Origin of the sequence: Bacillus sp. LJBS17, assembly GCF_019334685.1 — a bacterium.
Classification (GTDB): Bacteria; Bacillota; Bacilli; order Bacillales; family Bacillaceae; genus Bacillus; species Bacillus subtilis.
In genome coordinates this window covers 3,162,565-3,173,394 of sequence record NZ_CP079759.1, presented here as the reverse complement: position 1 = coordinate 3,173,394, position 10,830 = coordinate 3,162,565, and the positions used below count along the sequence as shown (strand labels likewise).

At 42.1% G+C, this 10,830-nt stretch carries 16 protein-coding genes and 1 pseudogene; 14 read left to right on the top strand and 3 right to left on the bottom strand.

Annotated features, from left to right (window positions below; translation table 11 throughout):
- The first annotated feature begins 22 nt into the window (after positions 1 to 22).
- The 4 genes from essA (at position 23) to KXZ66_RS16445 (ending at position 2,416) form a co-directional block, all read left to right on the top strand.
- On the top strand, positions 23 to 478 hold the full coding sequence (gene essA, locus KXZ66_RS16460; RefSeq protein WP_015251327.1) for a type VII secretion protein EssA: 456 nt from the start codon (positions 23 to 25) through the stop codon (positions 476 to 478).
- Positions 479 to 540: 62 nt separating this feature from the next.
- Complete coding sequence (locus KXZ66_RS16455; RefSeq protein WP_151870078.1) at positions 541 to 1,275, top strand: (S)-benzoin forming benzil reductase; 735 nt, start codon at positions 541 to 543, stop codon at positions 1,273 to 1,275.
- Between the two features lie 197 nt (positions 1,276 to 1,472).
- Positions 1,473 to 2,003, top strand: coding sequence for an HD domain-containing protein (locus KXZ66_RS16450; RefSeq protein WP_003244444.1), 531 nt, complete (start codon positions 1,473 to 1,475; stop codon positions 2,001 to 2,003).
- Positions 2,004 to 2,179: 176 nt separating this feature from the next.
- Entirely contained in the window at positions 2,180 to 2,416 is a 237-nt protein-coding gene (locus KXZ66_RS16445; RefSeq protein ID WP_003220677.1) for a YuzF family protein, read from the top strand.
- Positions 2,417 to 2,456: 40 nt separating this feature from the next.
- On the opposite strand, the gene KXZ66_RS16440 is transcribed toward KXZ66_RS16445, so the two are convergent.
- Positions 2,457 to 2,846, bottom strand: a complete 390-nt coding sequence (locus KXZ66_RS16440; RefSeq protein ID WP_151870079.1) for a DUF2283 domain-containing protein — start codon at positions 2,844 to 2,846, stop codon at positions 2,457 to 2,459.
- Between the two features lie 114 nt (positions 2,847 to 2,960).
- On the opposite strand from KXZ66_RS16440, the gene KXZ66_RS16435 reads away from it, so the two are divergent.
- The 7 genes from KXZ66_RS16435 (at position 2,961) to pdeH (ending at position 8,644) form a co-directional block, all read left to right on the top strand.
- Positions 2,961 to 4,070 carry an AI-2E family transporter gene (locus KXZ66_RS16435; protein WP_014480712.1) on the top strand — a complete coding sequence of 370 codons (1,110 nt, stop codon included), beginning with the start codon at positions 2,961 to 2,963 and terminating at the stop codon, positions 4,068 to 4,070.
- Positions 4,071 to 4,129: 59 nt separating this feature from the next.
- Positions 4,130 to 4,351, top strand: a complete 222-nt coding sequence (locus KXZ66_RS16430) for a spore germination protein (RefSeq protein WP_015384524.1) — start codon at positions 4,130 to 4,132, stop codon at positions 4,349 to 4,351.
- Positions 4,352 to 4,423: 72 nt separating this feature from the next.
- On the top strand, positions 4,424 to 4,672 hold the full coding sequence (locus tag KXZ66_RS16425) for a YueH family protein (RefSeq protein ID WP_021480501.1): 249 nt from the start codon (positions 4,424 to 4,426) through the stop codon (positions 4,670 to 4,672).
- A 71-nt stretch (positions 4,673 to 4,743) separates the two neighbouring features.
- Positions 4,744 to 5,142 carry a YueI family protein gene (locus KXZ66_RS16420; RefSeq protein ID WP_014480710.1) on the top strand — a complete coding sequence of 133 codons (399 nt, stop codon included), beginning with the start codon at positions 4,744 to 4,746 and terminating at the stop codon, positions 5,140 to 5,142.
- 96 nt (positions 5,143 to 5,238) lie between these two features.
- Positions 5,239 to 5,790 carry a cysteine hydrolase family protein gene (locus KXZ66_RS16415; RefSeq protein ID WP_014477836.1) on the top strand — a complete coding sequence of 184 codons (552 nt, stop codon included), beginning with the start codon at positions 5,239 to 5,241 and terminating at the stop codon, positions 5,788 to 5,790.
- A 15-nt stretch (positions 5,791 to 5,805) separates the two neighbouring features.
- Positions 5,806 to 7,278 (top strand): nicotinate phosphoribosyltransferase, encoded by a 1,473-nt coding sequence (locus tag KXZ66_RS16410; protein ID WP_003228788.1) that lies wholly within the window; start codon positions 5,806 to 5,808, stop codon positions 7,276 to 7,278.
- 136 nt (positions 7,279 to 7,414) lie between these two features.
- Positions 7,415 to 8,644, top strand: a complete 1,230-nt coding sequence (gene pdeH, locus KXZ66_RS16405) for a cyclic di-GMP phosphodiesterase (protein WP_003243525.1) — start codon at positions 7,415 to 7,417, stop codon at positions 8,642 to 8,644.
- Here the strand turns inward: pdeH and KXZ66_RS16400 are convergent.
- Together KXZ66_RS16400 and KXZ66_RS22655 are read right to left on the bottom strand one after the other, a co-directional pair.
- Positions 8,620 to 8,988, bottom strand: a complete 369-nt coding sequence (locus KXZ66_RS16400; protein WP_038828672.1) for a YuzC family spore coat inner layer protein — start codon at positions 8,986 to 8,988, stop codon at positions 8,620 to 8,622. The two genes, pdeH and KXZ66_RS16400, sit on opposite strands and share 25 nt — an antisense overlap.
- 177 nt (positions 8,989 to 9,165) lie before the next feature.
- A pseudogene (locus KXZ66_RS22655) lies at positions 9,166 to 9,228 on the bottom strand (hypothetical protein); the annotation flags it as partial.
- A 221-nt stretch (positions 9,229 to 9,449) separates the two neighbouring features.
- Between KXZ66_RS22655 and degQ the strand changes: the two are divergent.
- The 3 genes from degQ to comX all read left to right on the top strand — a co-directional run bounded on the left by degQ (position 9,450) and on the right by comX (position 10,829).
- Positions 9,450 to 9,590, top strand: coding sequence for a degradation enzyme regulation protein DegQ (gene degQ, locus KXZ66_RS16395; RefSeq protein WP_003220708.1), 141 nt, complete (start codon positions 9,450 to 9,452; stop codon positions 9,588 to 9,590).
- Positions 9,591 to 9,774: 184 nt separating this feature from the next.
- The gene (comQ, locus tag KXZ66_RS16390) at positions 9,775 to 10,674 is read left to right on the top strand and encodes a ComX modifying isoprenyl transferase ComQ (RefSeq protein WP_015251332.1); all 900 of its coding nucleotides are present in this window, start codon (positions 9,775 to 9,777) and stop codon (positions 10,672 to 10,674) included.
- A complete protein-coding gene (gene comX, locus KXZ66_RS16385; RefSeq protein ID WP_003242801.1) occupies positions 10,662 to 10,829 on the top strand; it encodes a competence pheromone ComX in 168 nt (55 codons plus the stop codon). Before comQ ends, comX begins: the two co-directional genes overlap by 13 nt.
- Position 10,830: the final 1 nt, after the last annotated feature.

The window sequence follows — 10,830 nt, the reverse complement described above, 5'->3', positions numbered from 1 at the left end:
GGAAAAGGGGATCATGATTTGTATGCTCTCCTTTTCCCTTTTCATACCCTCTGCCGCGGCTGCCCAAACTGAAGAAAACACAGATGTCGCGCCAAACCAGTATGAGAAAAAAGACATCGAAATCGATACGAATTATTTGCATGAAGATACCTACTATGAAGAAAAAACAGAACTGCCTGAGGAACAGAAGGATATCACTTTTGATAAACCGAAGGACAAGGACGCCGAGCTGATAAAAGATTTGTTTACATCAACAAATGCCGAGGATTCCAACACGATTGCGGCCCAGTCGAAACAGCTTGGAATTACATTTGCTGAAAAACCAATAACAAAGACATCATCAACGGAAACAGAAGATGAACAAGAAACATCATCATTGCTGCTGCCGATGATCTATGTCGTACTGATCCTGCTCGGAATTGCAGGCATCGTGTTCCTCATCCCAAAAGTCACAGCGCAGGAAAACAAGAAGGCGTAGGCCGCGTGCTTGTGTTGTGTAAAAGCAGTGCCGTACAATAATAACGGAAAAGGAGGTTTCCAATGGAACTTTATATCATCACCGGAGCGTCAAAAGGGCTGGGTCAAGCCGTTGCATTACAGGCTTTAGAAAAGGGGCATGAAGTCCATGCCTTATCCAGAACGAAAACAGATGTCTCTCACAAAAAACTGACGCAGCATCAAATAGACCTCATCAATCTCGAAGAAGCTGAACAGCAATTTGAAACATTGCTCTCATCCATCGATCCAGATCGTTATTCTGGTATTACCCTTATCAATAACGCTGGAATGATAACGCCGATCAAACGTGCCGGCGAAGCGTCGTCTCTTGACGAGCTTCAGCGCCATTATCAGCTGAACCTGACTGCGCCCGTGCTTTTGAGTCAGCTGTTTACAAAACGGTTTGCTTCATACAGCGGCAAAAAGACGGTTGTCAACATTACTTCAGGAGCCGCCAAAAATCCATATAAGGGATGGAGCGCGTATTGCAGTTCAAAAGCCGGGCTCGACATGTTTACGAGGACATTCGGATTTGAACAGGAGGATGAAGAGCTGCCGGTGAACATGATTTCGTTCTCACCTGGAGTGATGGACACTGAGATGCAGGCCGTCATCCGTTCTTCATCGAAAAAGGATTTCCACCACATTGAACGATTCCGGAAATTAAATGAAACAGGAAGCCTTCGCAGTCCGGACTTTATTGCCGGCACGCTGCTTTCTTTACTAGAAAAAGGGACGGAAAACGGCCGTATTTATGATATTAAAGAGTTTTTGTAGAGCAGATATTTTCTGCTCTTTTTTTTATACAAAAGGCTACAGCCATCGCATTTTATTGAACAGCCGCATATACTGACTGAAACGCTGCTTTTAGGGTATAACAATGATGATAAGAAGATCAAAATGATGTGACATAAGAATTGAGTTTCTCTGCAAATTATGTTAGGATTCTAAAAATATCTAAAGGAGGGGTTTCCATGAGAAAGGTTACATTAATGGATGTTTTCACCCATCCAATTGCACAAAAATATCTTCAGCGTTCCGGCGTGGCACATGCGATTGCCTGCGCTTATCATGCATACAGGCTGTCTGTGAAGGCTGACATTAATCCTGATTTAGCAGCAAAAGCGGCACTGCTTCATGACATCGGCCATTATGAATGGTATACAGACGGAAAGTGGGATTATGAGAAATACAAAAGAAATGACATTCATGCCATTAAAGGGGCGGAACGGGCGCATAAGCTTCTGATTCGGCTTGGCGAGGAACCGAAAGCGGCTAAAGAGATTGCACTAGCCATTTTGCTTCATACAGATTCCTATTTGCCTGAAGGCGAATTAGATAAAAACACGCTACAGCAGATTGTCAAAAAAGCGGACGAACTGGATGAAGAGCCGGGCGGCCACCATCATTACCGCCAAATTGATCCTTCAACCGCACGAAAAAAAATAGAAAAGCTGGACCAATTAATCGACCAAGCCCAGGCATCCGTGATAAAGCCTGTATAAGTACGGAACAGCGCCAGCTTTCTTCGCTGTCTCCGCTTCATCGATACTTCCTTTACACCCGCTTCCAAACGTATTCTCCTAAAATCTCCGCACCCCTTTGTTTTATCAGGTAAGCCTGTGTCATTATCCATAAGCGCGGCATAAGCTGAGATAAAACACACAAAGGGGATAAAAGTATGGTCAACCAAGGTAGTCCGCAACTGGTCTCTTTAGTCGATCCTTATGTCTATCAGACCATTAAAAAGCTCATCGGCTCAAGGTTCGTTATACAGACAGTACGAGATACGGTCAGAGGCAGACTGATCGATGTAAAACCTGACCATATCACAATTGAAGGAGCCCGAAATTCTGTTTGTTTGATCAGAATCCAGCACATGATTTCCGTCACCCCAGATTACAGTGAGCGGGTCTAACAGTGCTTGCGCATGAAAAATAGGCGTACACCGGGACGTCCTATTTTTCAGTTAAGCGCTGTAAAAACGCACTATGATACATTGTTCCATCAAGGTCAAAGCCGGCAAATTCCTGATAGTCACCATCTGAAAAACAGAAAGTGACACCGTACACCGTATAGCAGGAACGGACTGAAGCATGCTGGCAGACCCGAAAATGATAACCGTCTGAATCTTTTACATATAGCCGGGATTTCCCGGCAAATGGGGCACAGAGGTGTGCTACCTCACCAAAACATTCGAATCCGGCGATTTTGCCATCTTGGCTGATATCCAGCAGGAGACAATCATTGACTCTGAGCTCCTCAGTCCGTACATTCCTGTTCTTTTTCGGAGGAAGAACATAGATATAAGCCAGTTCTGAATCTGTATCGTATGTCACGGCCTTCATCACCAACACTCCTTTCATTATATTAAGAGTTCTGATATGAGTTCATTTTTGTTACAATGATGGGGTATAAGTTCTTTTATCTGACAGACAAAGAAAAACTAGGAGGAACAAAGCTTGTTGAAATCAAAAGTCCATTTTTGGACATTGCAGATTTTATTTGTTTTGCTGATTATTTTTGTAGCAACAAAAGTTTCATTTGTATTTCAGCCGTTTATTGTTTTTATCTCGACATTGTTTTTCCCGATGCTAATTGCGGGAATTTTGTATTTCATATTTAATCCGGTCGTCCGCCTGCTTGAGAAAAAAATTCCGCGGACATTATCCATTCTATTGATCTATTTACTGTTTATCGGTTTGCTTGCCTTTATTTCAGCGTCAGTCGGACCTATCATCACCTCACAGGTGACAGGGCTGTTTAATAACCTTCCTGATTATATAAAACAGATTCAGGCGCTGACAAAGGATTTGTCCCATTCTCAATGGTTTACCTGGATGATGAACCAGGATTATGTATCGATATCAAAAATTGAACAGTCATTGACAAGTTTTCTCCAAAACCTGCCGCAAAATATCACGTCCAGTTTATCTGCGGTGTTTGGCGTCGTGACAAACATCACGCTTGTTATTATTACTGTTCCATTTATCCTTTTTTACATGCTGAAAGACGGACACCGCTTTCCGCATTTGGCAGTAAAAATTCTTCCGGCTTCTTATCGGACAGAAGGCTTAAAGATTTTTAAAGATTTATCCGATACGCTTGCGGCATACTTCCAGGGTCAGCTGTTAATCTGTCTTTTTGTCGGGACAGCGTGTTTTATCGGCTATTTAATTGCCGGACTGCCGTATGCCCTGATTCTCGGGATTGTCATGGCGATTACCAATATCATTCCCTATGTCGGGCCTTTTCTCGGTGCCGCGCCGGCTGTCATTGTCGGTTTTATGGACTCGCCGGCCAAAGCGCTGTTTGCGATTATTGTGGTCGTCATCGTTCAGCAGCTGGACGGAAACCTGCTGTCTCCTCTTGTGATCGGAAAGCGTCTGAATACCCATCCGCTTACGATTATTTTGCTGTTAATCGGAGCGGGAAGCTTCGGCGGAATTCTCGGCATGATTTTAGCGGTGCCGGTTTATGCGGTAGTGAAGGCGTTCTTCCTGAATATTGTCCGCTTGATCAAGCTGCGCCAGCGGTCACGACTCGAGGAAAACGCAAAGCCAGCTGAATAGGCGGGCACCATTAGCGGCTCTTTGCATATGATGCTGTAAATCAATGCGGAGGTGGGGAAATGCCTGCAATTGTGGGGCCGATTTATATCATGTCAGTTACGGGTAATGCCGCGGCAAGCTTTGGAGACGTATTTGCGATTTCGCCCAAAAGCGTCGCTCATTCAGGGGCGGGGTCAGGCGCATTTCAGCTTGGTGATTTTGTGAAGATTAACAACCAAACGAGTAAAACTCTCTTCAAAGATGCCGATATCACTGATGAAACAGTTTCGTTTAACGGGTAACAGCCTTTTCACAAGAGGCTGTTGCTTTTTTATTGTATAATATGGGTAGTCTTTGAATAGAGAGGTCATGTTATGAAAATCAGAAAAGCAAATATCAATACGCAAACCGGAATGATCACGGACGTGTATCTGCATGAAAACAGAAAAGAACTGCGCACGCTTGTAGCGGTACCGCAGCTGGAGTGGAGCACGATCATTTCCTATGAAGAAGATAAAGCAACTCTGCCTGAACGGCTGGAAGCGTCGTTGCGCCGGCATACAGAGGAAATCCCTGCTGGTGAGCTGGCCAAAAAAATCATTCATTGGGTAACAGAAATGTAAACGGCGCTTGAAAGTTTAGCTCCTGCCTGTTCAGGTGATAATGAAGACAAACAAGACGGGAGGACAGGCTTTTGAGTGAAGACAAAATGGATCTCTATTTGCAGCAAGGAATGTATGGGCCTTTGGAGACAAAGCCTGACGAGCGCCATTTGTTTTTAGGCTCTTTAAGAGAAAGAGTCGTTTTGGCACTGACGAAAGGACAGGTGCTTAGAAGTAAACCGTATAAAGAGGCGGAGCACGAGCTGAAAAACAGCCATAACGTCACCCTTTTGGTTAATGGAGAGCTTCAGTATCAGTCTTACTCTCCTTATATCCAAATGGCGAACCGGTACGGAGTGCCCTTCAAGATTGTATCTGATCTTCAGTTTCATACGCCTTTAGGCCTCGTTATTGCGGCTGACATCGCTGTGAATCGTGAATTGATATATATTCAGGACGACATTTATAATCGGTCAGTGCTGAAATCTTAAGAGACAAACGGACCGTTTGTCTTTTTGTTCATGGCAATTCACTTACAACTGGAGATAAGATATAATGTTCTCATACTGATGGCGGGGAGGCCGGCTATGAAAAAAGCACTTATTTGTATTGATTATACGAATGATTTTGTGGCGAGTGACGGAAAATTGACCTGTGGGGAGCCCGGCAGAATGATTGAAGAGGCGATCGTCAATTTAACTGAAGAATTCATCACAAACGGTGATTACGTCGTATTAGCAGTAGATTCTCATGATGAAGGGGATCAATATCACCCTGAAACCCGTCTTTTTCCTCCGCATAATATAAAAGGCACGGAAGGAAAAGATCTGTACGGAAAGCTTTTGCCTCTATATCAGAAACATGAACATGAGCCTAATGTTTACTACATGGAAAAAACGAGATATTCTGCTTTTGCGGGAACTGATTTAGAGCTCAAACTCAGAGAGCGGCAGATTGGCGAACTGCACCTTGCCGGTGTCTGCACAGATATTTGTGTGTTGCATACAGCTGTTGACGCATATAACAAAGGTTTTCGGATTGTTGTGCATAAACAAGCTGTTGCCAGCTTTAATCAGGAGGGGCACGCATGGGCTCTTTCCCATTTTGCAAACAGCATCGGAGCGCAAGTGGCAGAGTAAGGAAGGGGAAAAACAGTGTTAGAGTACGGATTTAAAGATGACAGCCTGTCATTACATACAGACCTTTATCAGATCAATATGGCGGAAACGTACTGGAGAGACGGCATTCATGAAAAGAAAGCGATTTTTGAGCTGTTTTTCAGAAGGCTTCCGTTTGAAAATGGCTATGCCGTATTTGCGGGCTTGGAAAAAGCCATTGAATACTTGGAAAATTTCAAGTTTACGGATAGCGATTTGAGTTATTTACAGGATGAACTCGGGTATCATGAAGATTTTATTGAATATTTGCGCGGCTTATCTTTTACAGGTTCACTTTACTCCATGAAAGAAGGAGAGCTCGTTTTTAACAATGAGCCGATTATGAGGGTGGAGGCACCCCTGGTAGAAGCGCAGCTGATTGAAACAGCTTTGCTCAACATTGTGAACTATCAAACATTAATCGCAACAAAGGCTGCCCGGATTAAAGGCGTCATTGGTGATGAAGTTGCGCTTGAATTCGGAACAAGACGGGCACACGAAATGGATGCGGCCATGTGGGGAGCGAGAGCAGCCTTAATCGGCGGCTTTAGCGCGACAAGCAATGTAAGAGCCGGAAAGCGCTTTAATATCCCGGTTTCCGGCACACATGCGCATGCGCTTGTGCAGGCTTACCGCGATGAATATACAGCTTTCAAAAAATACGCGGAAACACATAAGGATTGCGTTTTCTTAGTTGACACGTATGACACGCTTCGTTCAGGCATGCCGAACGCGATTAGGGTTGCCAAGGAATTCGGCGACCGCATTAATTTCATTGGCATCCGTCTGGACAGCGGCGATTTGGCGTACCTGTCAAAAAAAGCCCGGAAAATGCTTGATGAAGCAGGATTTACAGATGCGAAGGTGATTGCTTCAAGCGATTTGGATGAGCACACCATTATGAATTTAAAGGCTCAGGGAGCGCGCATTGATGTCTGGGGTGTCGGTACGAAGCTGATCACTGCCTATGACCAGCCGGCTCTCGGCGCAGTTTATAAACTCGTTGCCATTGAAGAGGACGGGAAAATGGTTGACACGATCAAAATTTCGTCCAATCCTGAAAAAGTGACGACACCGGGCAGAAAGAAAGTCTACCGCATTATTAACCAGTCCAACCATCATTCTGAAGGCGACTATATTGCGCTTTATGATGAGCAGGTGAATGATCAGAAGCGGCTCAGAATGTTCCACCCGGTTCATACATTCATCAGCAAATTTGTCACGAATTTTTATGCGAAAGATCTTCATGAGCTGATTTTTGAGAAGGGTATTCTTTGCTACCAAAACCCTGAGATTTCAGACATACAGCAGTATGTGCAGGATAACCTCAGCCTGCTTTGGGAGGAATATAAGAGAATCAGCAAGCCGGAGGAATACCCGGTTGATTTAAGCGAGGACTGCTGGAGCAATAAAATGCAGCGGATCCACGAAGTGAAAAGCAGAATTGAAGAAGAGCTTGAGGAAGAATAAAGAAAAACTGGCCTTTCATTCGCGAAGGGCCAGTTTTCTTTATGTATATATTATTTTTCATGTTTAGACAATTTTCGTCAAATTATTTGATATACTTAGGGGTGAAAGCCGCGCGTATTGTAAGGGGGATAAATCAATGAGGGTGTTTGTTGCAAGACAGCCTATTTTTAATAGAAAAGAACAGGTTGTTGCTTATGAACTGCTGTATAGAGAAAGCGAAGAGAACGTGTATAGCGCTAAAGACGGCGATCAGGCAACAACAGATTTGGTGATCAACAGCTTTTTAAACATCGGAATTGAGAAGCTGACGGAAGGGAAACGCTGTTTTGTTAATTTTACGGAAAGCCTGATGTTTTCGAATCTTCCCACCTCCTTCAATCCGAAACAGCTTGTCATTGAAATCCTTGAAGATATACCGATCACGCCGGCCCTCATTTCTAGATGCAAAGAATTGAAAAAAATGGGGTATATGCTGGCGCTTGATGATTTTTATGCAATAAACCCGCAAGATGAGGACTTACTGGAAAAACTCATGAGCTATATTGATATATTGAAAATTGATTTTCTCAAAACAACACGAATGGAACGCAGAACAATTTTGCAAACCTACGGCTGCCGCGGCCTGATTTTTTTAGCGGAAAAAGTAGAGACCCGAAAAGAATATAAACAGGCGGTCCAAGACGGCTTTCAATTATTCCAAGGCTACTTTTTCAGCGAGCCGCGCATCATCAGCGGGCATGACCTATCGACTCATTTCTATTCTTACTATGAACTGCTTAACGAACTGAGCAAAGAGCAGCCTAACATAAAGCGTGTGACAGAGTACATAGAGCGGGATTTATCACTGTCCTATCAAATTTTAAAATTTTTAAACTCATCCCATAGCCGTTTGAGCCAGAAAATTGAAAGCATTCAACAGGCCATTATGTTGCTGGGATTTAATGAAATCAAACGGTGGATATATATCCTTTCCTTTAAGGATTTAAGCAGGAAAGGGCATTCCAGCAAGCACGAAATCATTAAGATTTCTTTGATAAGAGCAAAGCTTTGCGAACTGCTGGCGAGAAAGACATCCCGGCCGCAGCCTGCTTCTTATATGCTGATCGGTATGTTTTCTCTCATAGACACCCTCCTGCATAGAGAAATAGAGGAAATTGTTCAAGAATTGCCTTTAAAAGATGAAGTCGGGCAAGCATTATTAGGCCATCAAAACGACTACTACCAAATGCTTGAGCTTGTGAAATTAATTGAAAGCAACAACTGGGACACTTGCTCGGAATTAGGCAATCAACTCGACAAAGAAGAAGCGTATGAATGTTATTTAGAGGCTCTGGAATGGTGTCATAATCTTATGGACGCAAAATGATTGCGGTCCTCTGACCACCGCAAAGCAAGAATCATTCGGCTTTGCGTTCCGATAAGGCTGATATAGATGCCGTCGGGATTAAAGACCGTATCCACTTCATGCCGGACGCCCATTTGTTTGATTAGGCGCTTGATGGTTTGTTTATCGGACTGCTCGGCTGCGGTCAGAATGCGGCGCGAGAGCTCCCGCGAGCCCGCAATGCGGCTGAGAACAAGCTGGGCATCCGCAAATATCCCTCCGGCCTGCTTCGCTGAACGGATAAAGGTATCAATATTGTTGGCAGGAGCGGGCGGACGGCGTACCTCATACGGATACACGTAAAACCAGGGATAACGATATCTCATGGGAGCACCTCACAAAAAAGGGATGTTTCTATATGTATAGATCCCTAATTGCCGAATATGACAAAGCGAAAAGGCCACAACTTTAGCGTTGCGGTCTTTTTCGGTGTTTGTCGGTCAGGAAACGCCAAGAATCGCATATTCAATTTTGAAAATACGGTATGAAGGACTATAGTCTTACTTAGTAAAAATGCGAAACACGTTAAAATCAAGGGAATTAAGAATCTTTCTCAATTTCGGCACATATAAACGCTCTTTCGCATAGAAAGATAGTCCCGTTCTTGTTGTGATTCCTTTGAGTATAAGGACCTATTGAGATTTGCGGTGTCACGCAGGACTTTTTTGCATACTTTTCGGTGAAAAATGAGCCGAAAGCAGATACACTATTAGTAACAGATCAAATACCTAGGACTCGTTCACCATACACAATTCATTGATCTTTCAAAAAAAGGAGTGTGGAAACGATGGAAAAGAAACTTGAAGAAGTAAAACAATTGTTATTCCGACTCGAACTTGATATTAAAGAAACGACAGATTCATTACGAAACATTAACAAAAGCATTGATCAACTCGATAAATACAATTATGCAATGAAAATTTCGTGAAAAAGACTTGGAAACAAGTCTTTTTTTTCGTTCTACCGATACAATAAATGGATAAAGTATTATATGATTGTTAAAAAACGAAAAACCTGCTGTCCTTTAAATGTCCCATTTAGTAAAATGGAATGGGAGGGGGGAAGTCGTTATTGAGCAGATATGTTTAGATTCTGTCCGGATCAAGGAGAAAATGAAGGAGATTGTGGAGCAAAACATATTTAACGAGGATTTGTCACAACTTCTTTACTCATTTATTGATTCTAAAGAAACATTCTCCTTTGCTGAATCCACAATCTTACATTATGTTGTTTTTGGAGGGGAGAATTTAGATGTTGCAACAAGGCTTGGCGCGGGAATAGAAATTCTTATTCTTTCATCAGATATTATGGATGATCTTGAAGATGAAGATAATCACCATGCATTATGGATGAAAATTAATCGCTCGGAGTCGTTAAATGCAGCACTTTCCTTGTATACAGTAGGATTAACGAGTATTTATTCATTAAATAACAATCCTCTAATTTTTAAATATGTTTTAAAATACGTAAACGAGGCCATGCAAGGTCAACATGACGATATCACTAATAAATCTAAAACAGAAGATGAAAGTTTAGAAGTAATTAGATTAAAATGTGGAAGTCTGATTGCACTAGCAAATGTAGCAGGTGTTTTATTGGCTACAGGAGTATATAATGAAACAGTTGAAAGATATTCCTACTATAAAGGGATTATTGCTCAAATTTCTGGAGATTATTATGTTCTTTTATCCGGAAATCGCAGTGATATTGAAAAAAACAAACATACACTGATTTACTTATATCTTAAGCGCCTTTTTAATGATGCTTCGGAAGATTTATTATACTTAATTTCACATAAAGACTTATATTATAAATCGTTACTTGATAAAGAGAAATTCCAAGAAAAATTAATTAAAGCGGGAGTTACTCAATACATTTCGGTATTATTGGAAATATATAAACAGAAATGTATTTCTGCTATAGAACAATTAAATTTAGATAAAGAAAAAAAAGAGCTAATAAAGGAATGCTTATTAAGTTATACAAAGGGGGATACAAGATGCAAGACCTAATTAACTACTTTTTAAATTATCCTGAGGCTTTAAAAAAATTGAAAAATAAAGAAGCCTGCCTTATAGGTTTTGATGTGCAAGAAACTGAAACAATAATTAAAGCTTATAATGATTATTATCTGGCTGATCCAATAACCCGTCAATGGGGTGATTAAT